Source organism: Acidobacteriota bacterium (assembly GCA_016715115.1).
GTDB lineage: Bacteria > Acidobacteriota > Blastocatellia > Pyrinomonadales > Pyrinomonadaceae > JAFDVJ01.
In genome coordinates this window covers 379,903-399,264 of record JADKBM010000004.1, presented here as the reverse complement: position 1 = coordinate 399,264, position 19,362 = coordinate 379,903, and the positions used below count along the sequence as shown (strand labels likewise).

Annotated in this window: 20 protein-coding genes and 2 pseudogenes; 18 read left to right on the top strand and 4 right to left on the bottom strand. The window is 54.5% G+C overall.

All coding sequences use genetic code 11. The features are described from left to right. Positions 1–47: 47 nt before the first annotated feature. The 3 genes from IPN69_03980 to IPN69_03970 all read right to left on the bottom strand — a co-directional run bounded on the left by IPN69_03980 (position 48) and on the right by IPN69_03970 (position 3,645). A complete protein-coding gene (locus IPN69_03980) occupies positions 48–656 on the bottom strand; it encodes a peptidoglycan-binding protein (protein ID MBK8809872.1) in 609 nt (202 codons plus the stop codon). Between the two features lie 372 nt (positions 657–1,028). Further along, positions 1,029–3,185: a xanthine dehydrogenase family protein molybdopterin-binding subunit gene (locus IPN69_03975; GenBank protein ID MBK8809871.1), complete on the bottom strand. Its 2,157-nt coding sequence runs from the start codon at positions 3,183–3,185 to the stop codon at positions 1,029–1,031. Position 3,186: 1 nt separating this feature from the next. Next, positions 3,187–3,645: a (2Fe-2S)-binding protein gene (locus tag IPN69_03970; protein ID MBK8809870.1), complete on the bottom strand. Its 459-nt coding sequence runs from the start codon at positions 3,643–3,645 to the stop codon at positions 3,187–3,189. Positions 3,646–3,806: 161 nt separating this feature from the next. Here IPN69_03970 and IPN69_03965 point away from each other — a divergent pair, with 161 nt between their 5' ends. The 3 genes and pseudogenes from IPN69_03965 to IPN69_03955 all read left to right on the top strand — a co-directional run bounded on the left by IPN69_03965 (position 3,807) and on the right by IPN69_03955 (position 5,503). Continuing rightward, a complete protein-coding gene (locus IPN69_03965; protein MBK8809869.1) occupies positions 3,807–4,376 on the top strand; it encodes a Uma2 family endonuclease in 570 nt (189 codons plus the stop codon). A gap of 125 nt (positions 4,377–4,501) precedes the next feature. After that, positions 4,502–5,046: pseudogene (locus tag IPN69_03960) on the top strand (nucleotidyltransferase domain-containing protein). A 15-nt stretch (positions 5,047–5,061) separates the two neighbouring features. Next, positions 5,062–5,503, top strand: a pseudogene (locus IPN69_03955) (hypothetical protein). A gap of 13 nt (positions 5,504–5,516) precedes the next feature. On the opposite strand, the gene IPN69_03950 reads toward IPN69_03955, so the two are convergent. Beyond that, positions 5,517–5,924, bottom strand: coding sequence for a hypothetical protein (locus tag IPN69_03950; protein MBK8809868.1), 408 nt, complete (start codon positions 5,922–5,924; stop codon positions 5,517–5,519). Positions 5,925–6,226: 302 nt separating this feature from the next. On the opposite strand from IPN69_03950, the gene IPN69_03945 reads away from it, so the two are divergent. The 15 genes from IPN69_03945 (at position 6,227) to IPN69_03875 (ending at position 19,211) form a co-directional block, all read left to right on the top strand. Then, positions 6,227–8,599: a 3-hydroxyacyl-CoA dehydrogenase/enoyl-CoA hydratase family protein gene (locus IPN69_03945; protein ID MBK8809867.1), complete on the top strand. Its 2,373-nt coding sequence runs from the start codon at positions 6,227–6,229 to the stop codon at positions 8,597–8,599. Between the two features lie 68 nt (positions 8,600–8,667). Continuing rightward, a complete protein-coding gene (locus IPN69_03940) occupies positions 8,668–9,219 on the top strand; it encodes a DinB family protein (protein MBK8809866.1) in 552 nt (183 codons plus the stop codon). After that, a complete protein-coding gene (locus tag IPN69_03935; protein ID MBK8809865.1) occupies positions 9,213–9,662 on the top strand; it encodes a DUF4442 domain-containing protein in 450 nt (149 codons plus the stop codon). Before IPN69_03940 ends, IPN69_03935 begins: the two co-directional genes overlap by 7 nt. Next, positions 9,659–9,916, top strand: a complete 258-nt coding sequence (locus IPN69_03930; protein MBK8809864.1) for a TfoX/Sxy family protein — start codon at positions 9,659–9,661, stop codon at positions 9,914–9,916. The genes IPN69_03935 and IPN69_03930 overlap by 4 nt, the downstream gene beginning before the upstream one ends. Then, a complete protein-coding gene (locus IPN69_03925) occupies positions 9,913–10,617 on the top strand; it encodes an HAD family phosphatase (protein MBK8809863.1) in 705 nt (234 codons plus the stop codon). Before IPN69_03930 ends, IPN69_03925 begins: the two co-directional genes overlap by 4 nt. An 11-nt stretch (positions 10,618–10,628) precedes the next feature. Next, positions 10,629–11,075 (top strand): hypothetical protein, encoded by a 447-nt coding sequence (locus IPN69_03920; GenBank protein ID MBK8809862.1) that lies wholly within the window; start codon positions 10,629–10,631, stop codon positions 11,073–11,075. A gap of 15 nt (positions 11,076–11,090) precedes the next feature. Continuing rightward, complete coding sequence (locus IPN69_03915; GenBank protein MBK8809861.1) at positions 11,091–11,534, top strand: hypothetical protein; 444 nt, start codon at positions 11,091–11,093, stop codon at positions 11,532–11,534. A gap of 306 nt (positions 11,535–11,840) precedes the next feature. Further along, the gene (locus IPN69_03910) at positions 11,841–12,398 is read left to right on the top strand and encodes a DNA-3-methyladenine glycosylase I (protein MBK8809860.1); all 558 of its coding nucleotides are present in this window, start codon (positions 11,841–11,843) and stop codon (positions 12,396–12,398) included. Continuing rightward, positions 12,392–12,844, top strand: coding sequence for a YqhA family protein (locus tag IPN69_03905; protein ID MBK8809859.1), 453 nt, complete (start codon positions 12,392–12,394; stop codon positions 12,842–12,844). Before IPN69_03910 ends, IPN69_03905 begins: the two co-directional genes overlap by 7 nt. 8 nt (positions 12,845–12,852) lie before the next feature. Next, positions 12,853–13,335, top strand: coding sequence for an aminoacyl-tRNA deacylase (locus tag IPN69_03900; GenBank protein ID MBK8809858.1), 483 nt, complete (start codon positions 12,853–12,855; stop codon positions 13,333–13,335). A gap of 228 nt (positions 13,336–13,563) precedes the next feature. Then, positions 13,564–14,745: an acetyl-CoA C-acyltransferase gene (locus IPN69_03895; protein ID MBK8809857.1), complete on the top strand. Its 1,182-nt coding sequence runs from the start codon at positions 13,564–13,566 to the stop codon at positions 14,743–14,745. Between the two features lie 74 nt (positions 14,746–14,819). Continuing rightward, positions 14,820–15,293 (top strand): hypothetical protein, encoded by a 474-nt coding sequence (locus IPN69_03890; protein ID MBK8809856.1) that lies wholly within the window; start codon positions 14,820–14,822, stop codon positions 15,291–15,293. A gap of 233 nt (positions 15,294–15,526) precedes the next feature. Continuing rightward, complete coding sequence (aqpZ, locus tag IPN69_03885) at positions 15,527–16,240, top strand: aquaporin Z (protein ID MBK8809855.1); 714 nt, start codon at positions 15,527–15,529, stop codon at positions 16,238–16,240. A 510-nt stretch (positions 16,241–16,750) separates the two neighbouring features. Beyond that, a complete protein-coding gene (locus tag IPN69_03880) occupies positions 16,751–17,278 on the top strand; it encodes a hypothetical protein (GenBank protein ID MBK8809854.1) in 528 nt (175 codons plus the stop codon). A gap of 172 nt (positions 17,279–17,450) precedes the next feature. Then, positions 17,451–19,211 (top strand): acyl-CoA dehydrogenase family protein, encoded by a 1,761-nt coding sequence (locus IPN69_03875; protein ID MBK8809853.1) that lies wholly within the window; start codon positions 17,451–17,453, stop codon positions 19,209–19,211. Positions 19,212–19,362 lie beyond the last annotated feature (151 nt).

The window sequence follows — 19,362 nt, the reverse complement described above, 5'->3', positions numbered from 1 at the left end:
TCAAAAAACGCGGCCGGCCACGAGCGGGGCCGGCCGCGAGTCCGGGGTTATTGCGATGCTTTGGAAGCGTTCTCGCGCTGTTTGTCGGTGAGCGCGATCCCCATCTTTTCGAGCGTCGTTTGATTCAAAGTCCCGGTCGCCTTCAGGCCGTTCGTTTCCTGATAAGCCTTGAGGGCCGCGCGGGTTTCGGGGTCGAGTTTGCCGGTCGGTTCTGCCGACAGCAACCCTCGGCTCTTCAACAAGTTCTGAGCGGCGGTCACCTGATCCTTCGTGGCCCGGAAAACCGGTCCGCGCTTGGTCGTTTTGTTCGAATCGGCCGAGGCAAACGAATTCGGATCGACCGGAATCGCCTTTTGTCCTTCAGTGAGCGGGACGCCCATTTTCTCGAGCGTCGCGCGATTGAGCGTGCCGGTCGATTTGAGTCCGTTCGACGACTGATACTTCTTTATCTCGATCCGGAAGAGATCGTCCATCGACCCCGATTCAGTTGTTTTGAGCATTCTCTGGACCTGAATGATCTGGTCCTTCGTGGCGCGGAAAATCGGTTTGCGGGCCTTCGTTTCCATAGTCGTCTGAGGTTTCGGTGTGGTGGTCTGAGCGTGAATTGAGACGCCCAAAAACAGTGACGCGAGAATCACTAAGAGTAAGTGTTTCATTTTCTATTCTCCAATTTGTAAGATTTAGTTCAAGACAAAAGGCGTTGTGAAATGTAAAGGACAGTGAGTCTGTCGATGAGTTTTCGAGGCTTCCTCTTGTTGAACGATTTGAGTATCTTCAAAACCATCGCGCGTGTCAAGAACTTTTTTCGCAAGAGTTTTTCGCAAGAGTTTTTCGCAAGAGTTTTCTCGTACGAGTTACGCCTTTAGGCGTGACAACGTTGTCGTACGCCAAGCTTGGGTCACGCGTAAACGCGTAACTCTTACTAGCTTGGGTCACGCGTAAACGCGTAGCTCTTACTAGCTTGGGTCACGCGTAAACGCGTAGCTCTTACTGCGTAACTCTTACTTTCACGCGTGAACGCGGAACTCTTACGGCTTTATCGGCAAACTCCGAACGCGTTTGCCGGTGGCGGCGAAGATCGCGTTGACGACCGCCGGAGCGATTGGCGGCGTTCCGGGTTCGCCGACTCCGCCGTGCGGTTCCTTGCTCGGGAGAATGTGAACCTCCACCTTCGGCATCTCGCTCATCCGCAACATCTTGTAGTTATTGAAGTTGCTCTGTTGAACACGTCCGGTCTTGAGGGTTATCTCGCCATACAGCGCGGCGGTCAGGCCGTAAACGATCCCGCCTTCCATCTGCGCGGCGACCGTGTCAGGATTGACGACCTGCCCGCAGTCAACTGCGCAGACGACCCGATGCACTTTGACGGCCCCGTCCTTGCCGACGGAAACTTCTGCGACCTGCGCGACAAAACTGCCAAAGCTTTCGGCGACCGCGATTCCGCGGAAGACTCCGGCGGCAGGTTTCGTCGCCCAGCCGGCCTTTTCAGCGGCCAAACGCAAAACGCCTGCATGCCTTGAATTCTTGTCCAGAAGCGAAAGCCGATATTCGAGCGGATCCTTTCCCGCCGCCGCCGCCAATTCGTCCAGGAAGCACTCGACCGTGAATGCCGTATGCGAACTTCCGACAGACCGCCAAAAACCGCCCGGAACGCCCGTATCCTTGCGGATCCAGTCAACCTGCAGGTTCGGGATCTGATACGGAAGATTATGCGCGCCCTCGAAGGACGAATCGTCAAGCTGGCCGTCCGGGAACGGAAATCCGAAAACGGGCTCGGCGAGCGACGCCATCAGCGACGCATTGACGATCCGGTGATCCCAGAAAACGGGCTTGCCGTCCGCGTCGATCCCGGCCGAGATCTTGTTGTAGGTAAAAGGACGATAGAAGTCGTTCTGGATGTCATCCTCGCGAGTCCAGACGACCTTGACAGGTTTGCCCGTCGCCTTTGAAAGCAAAGCCGAATCGAGAACGTAGTCGATCCCGACGCGACGTCCGAATCCGCCGCCGAGCAGGGTCGTGTTCACCTTGACCTTGTCGGGAGCGAAACCGAGCGCTTTCGCGATCCGCGCCTGAACGACCATCTGGAGCTGGCTTCCGCCCCAGAGTTCAGCGCTGTCAGCGCGGACGTCGGCGGTAAAGTTCATCGGCTCCATCGTCGCGTGCGCCAGGAACGGCGCGATGTAAACCGCCTCGACGGTCTTAAACGCCTTCGAGCGCGCGGCGTCCGCGTCGCCGATTTTTTTCGCGACGAGTCCTTTTTCTTTTTCCGCGGCCTCGATGTAGCTCGCGAGGATCGACTCGCTCGAAACCGTCGCCATTTTTCCCTCGTCCCAGACGATTTTCAACGCGCGTCGGCCGCGGCTGGCGGCAAAATAGTTGTCGGCGACGACCGCGACGCCCGATTCGAGCGTGATCACATTTCGGACGCCCTTGACGGCTTTTGCGGCAGTATCGTCAACGCTCTTTACCTTTCCGCCGATGACGGGTGAACGCTGAACCGTCGCGTAGAGCATTCCCGGCAACCGGACGTCGAGACCGAACACCGCCCTGCCGTTCACCTTAGCCGGCGAGTCGAGCCGTTTGACGGACGTGCCTATGTATTTGAAGTCCTTCGGATCCTTGAGTTTCGGATTCGCGGACGGAGCGATCTTCGCGGCCGCTTCGAGCAAGTCGCCGTAGTTCAGGGATTTGCCGGTTGCCGCGTGAACGACCTTTCCATTTTCGGCTTTGCAGGAATCCGTCGCGACTCCCCACTGTTGCGCGGCGGCCGAAACGAGCATCTCGCGGACTGTCGCCGCCGATTTTCTGAGTGGGGCGAAAAAGGCCTTGACGCTGGTGCTCCCGCCTGTTCCCTGGGTGCCGAACAGTGGATTGGCGAACGCCGCTGCCGCCGGAGCGGATTCGTATGTGACGTTGGACCAGTCAACCTCGAGTTCGTCGGCGACGATCATCGGCAAAGACGTGTAAACGCCCTGACCCATCTCGGCTTGGCCGACCGTGACGGTTACTTTGCCGTCCTTGGAGATCTTGATAAAAGCGTTCGGCTGAAAGTCGCCGGCCGCGGTTCCGGGCGCGAATTTCTCGGCCGCCCGGGAGATCTGCGGCATTGATATCGTCACCAAAAGCGCGCCGCCGGCGGTGAGGCTTGCCTTGAGAAACGAACGTCGATCGATGTTGTTTTTCATACTATTTGCCTCCGTTCATTGCCGCCTGCTTGATCGCCGCGCGGATCCGGTTGTAAGTGCCGCAACGGCAAATGATCCCGTTCATCGCGGCGTCGATGTCGGCGTCGGTCGGGTTTTTGGTCTTTTTGAGCAAACCTGCGGCCGCCATTATTTGGCCGGATTGACAGTAACCGCATTGCGGAACGTCCGTCTCGACCCAAGCCTTTTGGAGCGGATGGTCGGAGTTCTCGGAAAGCCCCTCGATCGTCGTGATCTCCTTGCCCGCGACGGTGCTGAGCGGAGTGATGCACGCGCGCCGCGGTTCGCCGTCGACGTGGATCGTGCAGGAACCGCATTGGGCGATGCCGCAGCCGAATTTCGTGCCGGTCAAACCGAGTTCGTCGCGAATGATCCATAGCACGGGCGTCGCCGGATCGGCGTCGGTTTCGAAAACTTTTTTGTTTACGCTGATCTTTGCCAAGTTCTTGACCTCCAACTGAACGGTAAATGTGATGTTCTGATTGTATATCACGAGGCGCTTTCGGACACCAGACGCGGGCTTTTAGGACGGCGATATCGGGACAAAATTTTTGTTGATTTCTCGATTCATCGGGTGCACAATAACGGCGACGCACCAAATTTATGACCTTACTCATTGAAACACCGCACAAAGTCTCGGCCGATGAACTCATCGCGCGCCTTTATCGCACCGAAGGCAAGGCCGAGATCGTAAATGGAGAAATAGTTGAATTTATGTCCACAGGAGACGACCCCTCATCGGCGGCTGCGAATATCTTCGTCAGCTTGAAACAATACGAAAGACAAACCAAATTCGGCCGCGCGTACACCGACAACGTCGGTTTCCTCGTCGATCTTCCGAACCGGAAATCCTTCAGTCCCGACGCTTCGTTCTTCACCGGCGAGCGCGCCGGGATGAAATTCCTCCACGGCGCTCCGGTCTTTGCCGTCGAAGTCCGAAGCGAAACCGACTACGGCCCGAACGCCGAACGCGAAATGGCCGCCAAACGCGCCGATTATTTCGCCGCCGGAACAAAGGTTGTCTGGGACGTCGATCTCTTGAGCGAAACGCCGATCAGATCATACTCGTCGGATGATCCAGAAAATCCGCGCGTTTTCAAGCGCGGCGAGACTGCTGATGCGGAGCCGTCGCTTCCGGGTTGGAACTTTCCGGTAAACGAATTGTTCGATTAGACTGCGACCGGCAAATCAAAAGCGGTTACGTAACGCTTTTGAAGATACCCGAATTGGGGATTATTATACCCAAAGTGGGTACGATATGACTTCTAGATTGAATTCCAAAAAGCCTTCGTTGATCGGTGCTGTTTCCAACTGTTCGCAAGAAGGTGCTTGGGTTGCTGTTCGGCAATCCGGGGCGAAGTTTCTTTCTCAATGAAATAGTCAGTTTGGCCAACTCAGGCACGGGGGCTGTCCAGAGAGAGTTGGAACGATTTTCCGAATGCGGCTTGGTATTGACTTCACGTGTCGGAAATCAAAAGCATTATCAGGCGAATCCCGATTCACCAATATTGACGAATTATGTACATTAATAAAGAAAACAGTCGGTTTGGTGGAGCCTCTGAGAGATGCTTTACGGTCGTCGCACCGAAAAATCCATCTGGCGTTTGTCTACGGCTCGGTAGCAAAGAAGACCGATCACGCATCCACCGACATAGACCTGCTGGTTGTTTCCGATGAAATGATCTTGGAGGACCTCTACTTTTTATTGAGCAATGTTGAAGCGGAACTTAATAGGAAGATTAATCCAACACTCTACACAAGCGCCGAGTTCGATGATCGCCTTCGGACCGGGAATTCGTTTCTCTCACGCGTTTTGAAACAGCCGACAATTCAACTGATTGGTGAACTGCCAAAGGGAATTGAGCATTTGCAAAATCTGGAGCGTGTCAAGCAACTTAGCCACGAACCTCCGTCGAGGACAGAATTTGAGGGGTTGGTTGTATTGGGGCAACGGTGATTGATGGATGCGCAGAACGTGACTCTGAGTGCTGAAAACAGATTTGACCTGGCATACAACGCGGCCCAATCACTCTCGCTCGCCGCGCTACGTTCGCTTGGTTACCGCCGGCAATCGGCATTTGGTTTTTCAACGTTTAGCGTACACGGTTGATTTGCCAAACGAAAAGTGGCGAATTCTTGATCGAGCCGACACAAAGCGAAACTTGTCGGAATATGAGGGTGTCACTGATTTTGAGTCGACGTTGACCGAGAGCATTATTCGGGTTGCGCTAGAGATTGAACGCCGTGTGATTGATTTCGGCGAACCTCTAGGCGGGTCGGCTGATATCTTTATTGTGTGATCTTTCCCATGGATCATTCGTAGATTCTGAAGGAGTTGGTAAAAAAGACAATATCCCACTTGTCCTTGTCGCCAATCCCGCCCACAAACATTAGATACAAGGTCAATCGATCGCCTTTTTTCAAGGTTCTCGGAAAGTCATTCGCCGCCGGCGTCTGAACGGGAATCCAATAGTCCTTTCCGCACTCGGTAAACAAAAACTCCTTGTCGATCAAACTCATCGGATCTTTATTTGGGTTCGCCTTGATTTTCAGACTCTCGATCCAAAGCTTGAACAAACCCATTCTTGCCTGCGAGATCTTTCTCGATTGTCCGGCATATTCCAACCTGATCGCAGAATAGAAGGGTTCGGCACTGATTATCAGGTTTGTCGAACCCTCGACTTGTTTGGAACTCGAATGCGCATCCACCAATTCCGACAATGTGCGAGGTTCGTAAAGGTGATACGGAAATCCCTGCGCCAAAACTGATCTTTGAGAAATTGCAAAAGCAAAAAACAGAACAACTAAAAAACCGGTCTTCCTCATTTGTCGACTTCCTCTCCTTTTGTCCTCAGACTAACACCCGATTTGTGTGAAGACAAGAAGTTTCTCGTTTGATCGCGCCGCAGCGCGATACACGACGATCCGCTTATGCCGGTTCGAATTCACGGTTTGCTGAATGAACACTCATTCATTTATAATCCTTGCAACTGAAATTTCATCGATCGAGGATTAAATCAATTATGTTGAATATCGGAAAAGCCGCCGTTTTGGGCGCGGGGACAATGGGCGCGGCGATCGCGGCGCATCTGACGAATGCCGGAATACCGGTGCTGCTGCTCGACATCGCGCCGCGCGAAGAGGACGTGAAGGACAAGAATTCGATCGTCAAGGGACTGTTCGAAGCCGCCAAAAAGCTCAAGCCGGCGCCGTTTATGCTCGCCGACAACGCGAAACTCATCTCGCTCGGCAACTTTGACGAGGATATGCCGAAGCTGAAGGACTGCGACTTCGTCATCGAAGCCGTCGTCGAGCGGCTCGACATCAAGCACAAGATCTTCGCCGAGGTAGAGAAATACCGCAAGCTCGGATCGATCGTCGCCTCGAACACGAGCGGAATCCCGATCGAATCGATCGCCGAACCGTTTTCCGACGATTTCAAGAAGAATTTTATGGGGATCCATTTCTTCAACCCGCCGCGCTATATGAAGCTCGTTGAAGTGATCCCGACCCGGGACACCGACGGCGAAACGGCGTGTCAGGTCTCGACGTTTCTCGACCAGCGGCTCGGCAAAGGCGTCGTGCCGGCCAAGGACCGGCCGAATTTCATCGCCAACCGCATCGGCGTCTATTCGATAATGGCGACGCTCAACGAAATGATCGCGATGGGATTGACGCCGACCGAGGTCGATCAGATCACCGGCAAGGCGATCGGCCACGCTTCGTCGGCGACGTTCCGCACATCCGATCTCGTCGGGCTCGACGTCACGGCGCACGTCGTCTCGAACCTTTATCCGGCGATTCCCGAAGACGAGGACCGCGAGACGTTCAAGGCTCCCGAAGTGATGGAGACGCTACTCGAAAAGAAGATTCTGGGTGACAAGACGAACGGCGGATTTTTCAAGAAGTCGAAGGACGAAACCGGCAAACGGGTGATCCTCGAACTTGACTTGAACACCTTCGAATACAAACCGCAAGTGAAGACGAAATTCCCGTCGCTCGACGCCGGAAAGGCGATCGAGGATATACCTTCGCGAGTCAAAAAGCTCGTCTGGGGCGACGACAAGGTTGCCGAGTTCCTGTGGAAAACGACGGCGCGCATTTCGCGTTACGCGGCGAACCGCATTCCGGAGATCGCCGACACGATCGTCGAGATCGACAACGCGATCAAATGGGGCTTCGGCTGGGAGATCGGAGTGTTCGAAACGTGGGACGCGATCGGCGTCGCCGAGTCGGTCGAACGGATGAAAAACGAAGGCCAGGCGATCCCGGCGAATGTTCAGGCAATGCTCGACTCGGGCGCGACATCGTTCTACAAATACGAGAACGGCGTCCGTTCGTTCTTCGATTTTCGGACGAACGCTTACACGGAAATGCCTGACCGGCAGGGAGTTATAGTTCTCAAAACGGTCAAGGACCGGACCGGCGTCATCAAGAAGAATCAAGGTGCGAGCCTGATCGATATCGGCGACGGCGTCGCGTGTCTAGAGTTTCATTCGAAAATGAACTCGATCGGCGGCGAAACGATGTCGATGATGAAATTCGCGATCGAGGAAGTCGAAAAGAATCACGTCGGACTCGTCATCGGAAATCAGGGCGGCAATTTCTCGGCCGGCGCGAACATCGCGATGCTCTTGCTCGCGGCGCAGGAAGAGGAATGGGACGACATCAACCTGATGATCCACACGTTCCAGCAGGCGAATATGCGCCTTCGTTATTCTTCGAAGCCGGTCGTCGCCGCGCCTTACGGGCTGACGCTCGGCGGCGGATGCGAGGTGTCGCTCCACTCGGACAAGGTCCGTGCGGCCGGTGAAACGTATATGGGACTCGTCGAAGTCGGCGTCGGTCTGCTTCCGGGCGGCGGCGGAACGAAGGAAATGATGATGCGTTCGATGGATCTGGCGGCGAAAACGCCGGATGCGGATCCGCTTGTGTTTTTGAAGAAGACGTTCGAGATGATCGGAATGGGCAAGGTCGCGACGAGCGCCCAAGAGGCGCGTTCCTGGGGATTCTTGCGCGATTCGGACGCGATCTCGATGAACGGCGACCGGCTCATCGCCGATGCGAAACAGGAAGTTCTCAATCTCGCCGCGGCGGGCTACACGCAGCCGGTCCACCGAACCGACATCCTCGCGATGGGCGAAGCCGGAATGGCGGCGTTCAAGATCGCGCTGACGATGATGAAACGCGGCGGATATATCTCCGACCACGACGAGTTCGTCGGCCGTAAGATCGCGAAGATTCTTTGCGGCGGTGAACTTAATCATTCGTCGCAGGTTTCGGAACAGTATCTGCTCGACCTCGAGCGCGAAGGATTTCTGAGCCTGTGCGGCGAACGCAAAACGCAGGAACGCATCGCGTTTATGCTCAAGAACGGCAAACCGTTGAGGAACTAGACAGTGCAAAGTGCATAGTGCAGAGTTCAGAGTGGAACTGAGTCTGCACTATGCACTCAGATACGTAGATGAGCGGAATTTCAATCATACAATCAGAGCTCGCGGCCGTTTCTAAAGCGGCCGACGTCAAATTCGGCGGCTTTAGCGCCGAACAGATCAACTGGCGCCCGACGGCCGATTCGTGGAGCATCGGCCAGTGTTTCGAACATCTGATCCTGACGAACGATCAAATCTCGGCTGCCGTTAAGTCGGTCGCCGACGGTTCGCACCGCAACTCTTTCTGGGAGAACTGGTCGCCGTTTACGTCGTTTCTCGGAAAATTCCTCATTGGTTCGATGAAGCGCGACGACAAGAAGTTCAAGGTTCCGAGCCCGGCGATCGCGCCGCCGAGCGATGTCGATCCGGCGATCGTTGCAAAATTCGTCGCGAACAATTCCGGACTTATCGAACTCTTCGAAAGACTCAACGGCGCCGATCTTGACAAGACCGTCATTACTTCACCGTTTATGGCGCTTATGACCTACAAGCTCCGCGATGGGATGACGATCATCGTCGAACACGAGAAACGGCACTTCCGACAGGCCGAACGCGTGTTGGCGACGAGCGCTTTTCCATCCTGATCGTGGGAGCCAAATTCGACAAGTTCAAGTTCAACCTTTTTCCCGCCTACCGCGGCACAGGCGCGCGCGTCGTCAGCATCTCCGACGATTATCGCCATATTCGGGTCAAACTTCCGCTAAATTGGAGAACGCGCAATTATGTCGGCACGATCTTCGGCGGCAGTCTTTACGGCGCCGTCGATCCGATCTATATGATAATGCTGATCAAAAATCTCGGTCGCGATTATGTCGTTTGGGACAAGAGCGCGTCGATCCGTTTTCGCAAGCCGGGCCGCGAATCGCTTTTTGCGGATTTCCAAATCGATCAGGCAGAGATCGACGAGATCAAGTCGCTTTTGCGCGACCGGCAGTCGATTGATAGAATCTACACTATCGAACTCGCGGACCGCGCCGGCGCCGTCCATTGCGTCGTCGAGAAAACGATCTACATCGCCCGCAGATGAAAAAGATCTCCGAACTTTCGAATCTTGGTTCCAAAAGCGAAGCCTGGCTCAATGAGATCGGGGTTTTCACAAAGGCCGACATTGAACGTGTCGGATCCATCGAGATTTACCGGCTGCTTCGTCAGAACGGGCTTCCGGCAAGCTTAAACTTGGTCTACGCGATCGAAGCGATGCTTATCGGCGAGCATTGGACGGGACTTTCGCCGAGCCTCAGATCCGAATTGCGCGCGAGCGTCCGGGAACTTCACAAATGATCGATTACGAACAATTCGCATTCATCTTCGATATGGACGGTACGCTCGTCGACAATATGCGCTTTCATATGCGGGCGTGGGAGATTATGCTCCGTGAGAATGGCATTAAGGCCCGCGCTGAGGACTTTCTCGTGAATACCGCCGGCAAGACGAATCGCGAGATCGTTCCAACGATCTTTCCCGAAGCGTCGCCGGCCGAGGTCCTCAGACTCGCCGACCGAAAGGAAGAGATCTATCGCGAGATCTATCTGCCCGAACGCGCTCCGCTTGCGGGTGCGACCGCTTTTCTGCAAGAATCGCGAAGGCTGGGAATCGGGCTCGCGGTGGCGACCGCGGCGCCGCCGGCGAATGTCGAGTTCGTGCTCGGCGGACTCGGATTGGGGCGGTTCTTCGACGCGGTCACCAATTCATCCGAAGTCTCGATGGGCAAACCAGATCCCGAAATATTTCTGAAAACGGCTGAAAAACTACGAAAAAACCCGGCGACCTGCATCGTTTTCGAGGATGCTCTCAACGGTTTTGAAGCGGCTGCGCGAGCCGGAATGAGGTCGATCGGCATCGCGACGTTGAATCCGGTCGGCGTGATCCTCGAACAGCCTTCGGTTATCGCCGCGTTTGAAAACTTTTTGAATCTGAAACCGCAAGAAATCATTGGCACAGGCATTCTTGAGGATGTAGTAACCGAATTTCGAACAGTTTAAGAGGAACCAAAATGAGAACAATTCTATTGATGATAAGCGTCCTGTTTGCAATTGGATGCGCGAAGGACTACACGGGGAAACCCGTCGAGTACGCGCGCCTTTGCGATAAGGAAAACAATAAGCAAATGGTCGAGGTTACCGGTTTTTTCAAACACGACGGCAGCGCGATGTGTTCGAAAAGCGGCAGTGATCCGATGCGTTGTCCGGTGAAGTTTGTCGACAACCCGGATAATCCAAATCCACCGTCGGCCAATATCGACCTCGGAAGCGGCAAAAGCGCGATTGAAAACGTTGAAGGCAAAGGTCTTGTGATTCACGACGAGAAAGTTCAAGTGGTCGCGGCCGCGGACAAGGTGAAAGTCACCGCGGAGGTCTTCGTTTCAAGCGCGCCGCCTTCGCCGGATATCAAGACCGCCCCTTGTGTACTCACTGTCAAGAAGATCGAAAAGATCAATTAATCCGGAGGAATCGAAATGAAAAGAACTTTAATACTAACGGTCTTCGGACTACTCGTGGCCGGTTGCAATCAAACCGGCAAACCGGTCGAATTCGCGAACGTTTGCGACAAGGCGAACGACAAACAGAATATCGAAGTCGTCGGGTATTTCCTGAATACCGGCAGCGCGATGTGCTCGAAGAGCGGCAAAGATCCAATGCGTTGCCCGATCGGGTTCGCCGACAAAGCCGACAACCCGCGCCCGGCGATGACGAATATCGACCTCGGAAGCGGCGCGAGCTCTGTCGAGAATGTCGAGGGCAAAGGCCTGACGATCCGCGACGACAAGAAGCAGGACGTTTCGAACACCGACAAGGTCAAGATCGTCGCCTCGTTGCGGGTCTATGACGCTCCCGGAGACAATATGGGCAAGTATCTTCCGTGTTCTCTGACAGTGAAGAAGATCGAGAAAGTCCCGTAGGATATTTGCGAATTGCGATTTGCGATTTGCGATTGGGAGCTTTGAAATACCGGCTTGAAGGAAATCGGCGGATTTAACCACAGATGAACACGGATCGGCAGGATCAGATTAAATATGTTTTCGACCGTGATGGCGCCGAATTGGTCTGAAATCATCGTTTTCATCCCGACCCAAATCAAGAACGGCCTGTCGCTTCAATCAAGCAGGTTTTTCAAAGTTCCCGATTTGCAATCGAATGATCGCTGAGGTTTTCCGGCCGCATCAATTGCAAAGGGCAAATCGCAAATCGCAAATCGCAAATCGAAAATGAATATGCGTTGCGACTGGGCCAGAAACGATCTGGCGATCAAGTATCACGACACCGAGTGGGGCGTTCCTCAGCACGACGACCGGACTCTTTTTGAGTTTTTGATTCTCGAAGGCGCCCAGGCCGGTTTGAGCTGGGACACGGTGCTCGCAAAACGCGAAAACTATCGCGCCGCGTTCGATGATTTCGACGCGTCCAAGATCGCTCGGTACGACGATGCGAAGTGCGCCGAACTTCTGACGAACGCCGGTATAATTCGCAATCGTTTGAAGATAGCCTCGGCTGTCCGCAACGCTCAGTGCTTTCTCGCAACCGTCGAGGAATTCGGGAGTTTCGACAAGTACATCTGGTCGTTCGTCGACGGCAAGCCGATCGTCAACGCCTGGGAATCGATGTCACAGGTTCCCGCCTCGACTCCCGTTTCCGACGCGTTGAGCAAGGACCTCAAAAAGCGCGGATTCAACTTTGTCGGGACGACGATAATGTACGCATTTATGCAGGCTTGCGGGCTCGTGAACGATCATCTCGTGAGTTGTGAAAATTACCGCCGATGCTGAAGTCAATCCTTGAAAGAAGTCGATATTTGGTCATAATTGCCGTCATCGGTTCGTTGGCGGCGACGATCGCGATGCTTGGACTCGGAATTTTCGAGATCGGGCATTTGATTTACAAGATCGTGGCCGGCGTTGTCGATACCAAATCCGTAGTTTTGAAATTCATCGAGATCGTTGACGGATTTTTGCTTTCGACGGTGTTTCTGATCATCGCGATCGGGCTTTACGAATTGTTCATCGACCCGACGCTTGCGCTTCCGGATTGGCTGAACATCAATTCGCTGGATGACCTGAAAGCAAAGCTCGTCGGCGTCGTGATCATCGTCCTCGGAGTTATTTTTCTGGGCAACACCGCGCGCTGGACCAACGGCCAGGAGATCGCATATCTGGGCGTCGGCGTGGCGGCGGTGATATTTGCGTTGACTTATTTTCTGAAGCAAAAGAAGTAAGGTCGAATATGTCGAGTTTTCCGATCACACCTGCGATCCGCGTCTTGCGCGAGAAAAAGATCGAATTCGAACCGTTTCTATACGATTACCTCGAAAAGGGCGGGACGCGTCATTCAGCCGACTGTCTGGGCGTTGACGAGCACGCGGTGATCAAAACACTTGTCTTCGAAACCAATGAGAAGAAACCGTTGATCGTTTTGCAACACGGCGATCTGCAGGTTTCAACAAAGGATCTCGCGCGGATCCTGAAAATTAAATCCGTTGTTCCCGCGACGCCCGACCGGGCAAACAAACTTACCGGCTATCTCGTCGGCGGCACGTCGCCGTTCGGACTAAGGACCGCGATGCCGATCTATGCCGAGAGCTCGATCTTCGATCTGCAGAGAATTTGGATCAACGGTGGAAAGCGCGGATTTCTCGTCTCGATCGTGCCGGCGGCACTTGCGGAAGTTCTCGGAGTTGAAGCCGTGAATGTTGCGGTTCGGTCGTGACTTTCCGGCCTTTTTTACTCAATCAAAGGACGAATTCGGAATAGTTGAAAGTTGGTAATTGATAGCTGATAGTTCGTATCTCATTCCCAACTATCAATTACGAACTTTCAACTATTCCGAAAAAACCGACCTCCGCCTTTACAAAATGAATGAACGTTCACTCATTCTTGACAGAGTGCCGTTCGGACTGCAAAAATAAGTAAATATTTGGAGACTCTCGATAAAAATATGAAAGAAGCAGTCATCGTATCGGCCGTTCGAACGGCCATCGGAAAAGCACCCAAGGGAACACTTCGAAACACCCGTCCGGACGATATGGGCGCGGTCGCGATCAAGGAAGCGGTCAAACGTGTGCCGGGACTGAATCCGGCCGAGATCGAGGACGTCATTATGGGATGCGCGTTTCCGGAGGCTCAGCAGGGAATGAACGTCGCGCGCACGTCGATGATCCTTGCCGGGTTGCCGGTGGAAACTTCGGCGATGACCGTCAATCGGTATTGCTCATCGGGTCTGCAGACGATCGCGCTCGCGACCGACCGGATCAGAACCGGCGGCGCGGAAGTGATCGTTGCCGGCGGACTCGAAACGATGTCGATGATCGCGATGGGCGGTGCCAATTTCCGTCCGAATCCCTCGCTTGCGGAAAACTATCCCGACTATTACCTAAATATGGGTTTGACCGCGGAGAATCTTGCTCGCAAGTACGAGATCACGCGCGAGCAGGCCGATCAATTTTCGTTCGAATCGCATCAGAAAGCGGCCGCCGCGATCAAGGGCGGCAAGTTCAAAGACGAGATCGTGCCGATGAACGTCTTTGTCGACGAACTCGACGCGAAAGGCCGCGTGCTTCGCAAGGAGGTCGTTTTCGACACCGACGAAGGCGTTCGATACGACGCGACCTACGAAGGACTGGCAAAGCTCAAACCGGTCTTTCACGCAAAAGGCACGGTGACCGCCGGCAATGCTTCGCAAATGTCGGACGGCGCGGGGGCGACGGTCGTGATGTCGGCCGAAAAGGCGGCCTCGCTCGGGCTCAAGCCGCTGGCGCGTCTGGTATCGTATGCGACGGCTGGTTGCTTGCCCGAAGAAATGGGGATCGGACCGGTTTACGCGATCCCGAAAGCGCTCAAGATGGCCGGTTTGACACTCGATCAGATCGACATTTTCGAACTCAACGAAGCCTTTGCGGCGCAGGGACTTTCCGTGATGAAGGTTCTTGAAATGGATCCGTCGAAGGTCAACGTCAACGGCGGCGCGGTCGCGCTCGGACATCCCTTGGGTTGCACCGGCGCGAAACTGACGGCGACGCTTCTTCAGGAACTCAAACGAACGGGCAAACGCTACGGAATGGTGACGATGTGCGTCGGCGGCGGAATGGGCGCGGCCGGAATCTTTGAGCGGTTGGATTAGTTTGGTTTTCCGCCTTCAGGCGGCTTTTCGACTTGCGGTTGCCGATTTGCGATTGATTGAAGAGGAATCCGTATATGAGTTCTCCGAGTTCGACGGAGTTGGATGCGTTCGTCGGTGTGCATATCTCACGGATTTGCGGATGCGGCTTTCATAATGACAACGAAAACCACTGTGCTCATTTCGCGTGTCATATCCTCGGCTTGAGATTCGGGGCGACGTGCCGCGGAATGACGGGTCAAGGCGACCGCGCCGACAGTGCGAGTATTCGCGTTCAGGAAGTGTTCGAGCGTTGCAGGCGGGTCGGCCGTTGGGGCGACAAGCCGGCGAGCATACTCAGCGGGTTCATTTTTGTTATCGCGCCCGGCAACATCAGTATCCGCCGTCATACGATGTCGAACGTCGAGAACAAGCATATGGGGATCTTCGTCGGGAACACCGTCTGGCAATATAAGAACAGCGAGCGAAAGGTCGTCAAGCAGACGCCCGAGGAATTCTCGCGACATTACGGACCGGGTTACGAGATCTACTACGGGGAATTCCCTCTTTGACGCTGCTTTCGAATTGGCTTGGCTCGTGCTCTCCATTTACGGAACGCAAAACAGAATGCCGGCTCGTCGCGGCTCCGGAGTTATAAAGATCGGCGTCCGCATCGCAACGGACGCCGATTTTCATTTCGGCTCGTAAGTTACTCCGGATTACGGCATTTTCAGGTTTGTTGTTATGATTGGCCGGGTTTTTTAATCCGATTCCCAAGAAATCTAACGGCCTAAGGAGAGACAATATGATCAAGAAACTTTCTGCAGAATTCATTGGCACACTCTGGCTCGTTTTGGGCGGCTGCGGCAGTGCAGTTCTGGCCGCGGCTTTTCCGAATGTCGGAATCGGACTCGCAGGAGTCTCGCTGGCTTTCGGATTAACCGTGTTGACGATGGCTTTTGCCATCGGCCATATTTCCGGTTGTCATCTGAATCCCGCCGTTACATTGGGCCTCTGGGCCGGCAAACGATTTCCGGCGAATCAAATCGTGCCGTATATCGTCGCGCAGGTGCTCGGCGCCATCGCCGGGGCGGCGATTCTGTTCGTGATCGCGAGCGGAAAGGCGGACTTTTCTACCGCAGGCGGTTTTGCGGCGAACGGTTTCGGTGATCATTCACCAGGAAAATATGCGTTGATAGCGTGTCTTGTGACAGAACTCGTGATGACATTCTTCTTTCTGGTCGTTATTCTCGGGTCGACGCACGAGCGAGCGCCGAAGGGATTTGCGCCGATCGCCATCGGTTTGGCGTTGACGCTGATCCATCTTATCAGCATCCCCATCACGAATACTTCAGTCAACCCGGCGCGCAGTACGGGACCGGCGCTCTTTGTCGGCGACTGGGCAATCTCGCAACTGTGGCTGTTTTGGCTTGCGCCGATCGTTGGGGCAGTAATTGCCGGATTCTTCTATTCCTGGCTCGTGGGCGACGGCGGGCCAGTGCCCGCGAAAACCGAATAAAGTCATTTGCAGCTTAACGCCGTGGCTTGAACACTGCCGTTGTTACGTGAGCGTTCCAGCCACGGCGCTAAGCCGCGAGGTTTACCCCTTTGTTCAGACACGAAAACGCCTTATTTATTTAGATAAAGCCGTCAACATAAACCGCGACGCCACTATTTGCTGCGCGGGTGGGGCGCAAGTCGAACAAACACGAGGCGAGCTTTGCGCGCTTATTTTATGGGGCGGAGAGAACGAGGTTGCCAGTCCGATTGTAATAATGGCGAAAAACATGATGGCCAGAGTTCTTTTGGCAATCCTGCGTGGAACAAACGAAGTGCGGATACGACTCATTCTGATGACCTCCGAGAAATGACTGAAAAAGATCCTGAAGTATCAACGGGGCCAAAACGAACGGGCAAACGCAACGGAATGGTGACGATGTGGGTCGGCGGCGGGGACGGAATCTTTGAGCGGTTGGATTAGTTTGGTTTTCCGCAGCTGTTCGCGGGAGTTTCAAGGGCGGAAGTCCGGATGATCCTTCATCATCCGGACTTTTTGTATTTCTTTCTCGATTTTGGGTACTATGGACCAACAAATAGAAAAGGGAGTGCAGTGAAAGATATGTCCGACATCAAGACCTTTCCGTGTCCGAATTGCAGCCAGATCATCAACAGTTCTATGGACGCATGCAGATTCTGTTCCCATCCGTTGGATCTGGACGAAGTCTCGAGGGCTGTAGCTGACCAAAATGCCGTGAATGAAGCGTGCAATGCCGCGAGCAACGTTCGAATCTTGGCGGGCTCTATGGCGACGCTTTATCTTCTGAGTTTCGTACCGTTCATCTGGATCATCTGTTGGGCTATGCATTGGATACTTTTTGCGGGAGTTCCGATTTCCCTGATCGCCTGGATGATTCGTCATTCTCGCCTTAAGACAGCCGATCCCTCGTTCCGCGATGCCAAGAGGGCAGTGCTTACCGCGTTTTTGATTTGGGCAGGATTTGCGGCGTTTCGGATCCTGATCGTTGCAACGATGTTTTTCGGCGGCGCTCGGCTCTGATTCCCCCGTTTGGCGATCTAACTACTTTGGCGTGCGCCGATCTTATGAAGCAGCTCTTTTTTTTTCGAAAAACTCGTGTAACGTCCAACTTTTCTTGCTGAATGAGCATTCATTCATTTATAATAGCGGGAACTAAAATTCTATAGACGAGGGAGAAGTAATGGACGCGAAAATGGAAAAAGAATACATCAAAGGCGGCGAATTCCTGCTTAGCGAGGGCACGACCGCAACGTGTTTTACGCCGGAGGATTTCACCGATGAACATCGGATGATCGGCGAAACCTGCCGTGAATACATCGACAACGAGGTCGTTCCGCAGCTTCCGGCGCTTGAGAACCACGCCTGGGAAGTCGCCCGCGACCTGCTGAAAAAGGCCGGCGATCTCGGTCTTCTCGGCGCGAACATCTCGGAAGATCTCGGCGGAATGGCGCTTGACCAGACGTCCGGCGTGATTATCGCCGAAGCCGTCGGACGCGGCAGCGGCTTCGGTTCGACCTACGGCGCGCAAACTTCGATCGGTCTTCTACCGATCTATTATTGGGGCTCGGAAGAGCTCAAGAAAGAGTGGATCCCGGGAATCATTTCCGGCGAGATCGTGACCGCATACTGCCTGACCGAATCGGGTTCCGGATCGGACGCGCTCGGCGCGAAATGCGTCGCGAAGCTTACCGAAGACGGGCAGCATTGGATCCTGAACGGCGAGAAGATGTGGATCACGAATGGCGGATTCGCCGATGTTTTCATCGTCTTCGCTAAGGTCGACGGCGAAAAGGACAAGTTCTCGGCGTTCCTCGTCCCGCGTTCTGACAACTGCCGTCCGGCTGCCGAAGAACATAAAATGGGAATCAAGTCGAGCTCGACGACCGCCGTGGTGCTTTCCGATGCGAAAATTCCCGTCGGCTACCTGATCGGCAACGTCGGCGACGGCGCGAAGATCGCGTTCGGCGTGCTGAACGTCGGCCGTTTCAAACTCGGCGCATCGGTCACCGGCGGCGCAAAACTCGCGATCCACGAAGCCGTCCGTTACGCCAACGAGCGCCACCAGTTCAACAAACCGATCTCGTCATTCGGCGCGATCAAGCACAAGCTCGCCGAGATGGCGATCAAGACGTGGGTTTCGGAAGCGATCACGTACCGCACGGTCGGAATGATCGACGCGCTCATCGGCGACGGCGCCGACAATGCGACGAAGCTGAAATCGATCGACGAATACGCGGTCGAAAGCTCGATCAACAAGGTCTTTTGCTCCGAATCGCTCGATTATGTCGTCGATGAAATGGTCCAGATCTACGGCGGTTACGGCTATTCGGCCGAATATCCGGCGGATAAGGCCTATCGCGATTCGCGCATCAACCGCATCTTCGAAGGCACGAACGAGATCAATCGTCTGCTCATTCCGGGACAGCTGATGAAACGGGCGATGAAGGGCCAATTGCCCTTGATCCAGGCGGCGAAGGCGCTCCAGGACGAGATAATGAATCCGGTGATGTCGTTTGACGATGACGATTCGGTGCTCGCGTCGGAGGCGAAACTCGCCGCGAACGCGAAGAAGGTCGCGCTGATGATCCTTGGCACCGCGGCGCAGAAGTATATGATGGATCTGCAGAATCAGCAGGAAGTCCTGATGAACTGCGCCGACATCATAATGAACGCATACGCGATGGAAACGGCCGTTCTGCGGGCGAAAAAGGCGGCCGAGAAAGGCGACGCCGCACGCGAGATCGATATGGCGCAAGTGTTCTGCAACGACGCGATCCAGAAGATCGAGGCTTCGGCCAAGAACACGATCGCCGGAATGCTCGAAGGCGACGACGCGAAAATGCTCCTCGTGGCGCTCAAACGCTTTACGAAGAACAACTCGCCCGTCAACACGATCACCGCCAGGCAACGCATCGCCGAAGTGATGATCGCGGCAAACACCTATACATTTTAGATGTTTGGAGCTCCGCCTTCGGGCGGCTGATTGGGCCCGGCAAAGATCGCCGGGTCTTTTTTGTGAGCGGAGCGCGAGCGGCCCACTCACATTGAGTGCTAACGCAAACAAGTATCGTCGTGGACATAATTGTTTGCCTGAACATTCTCGC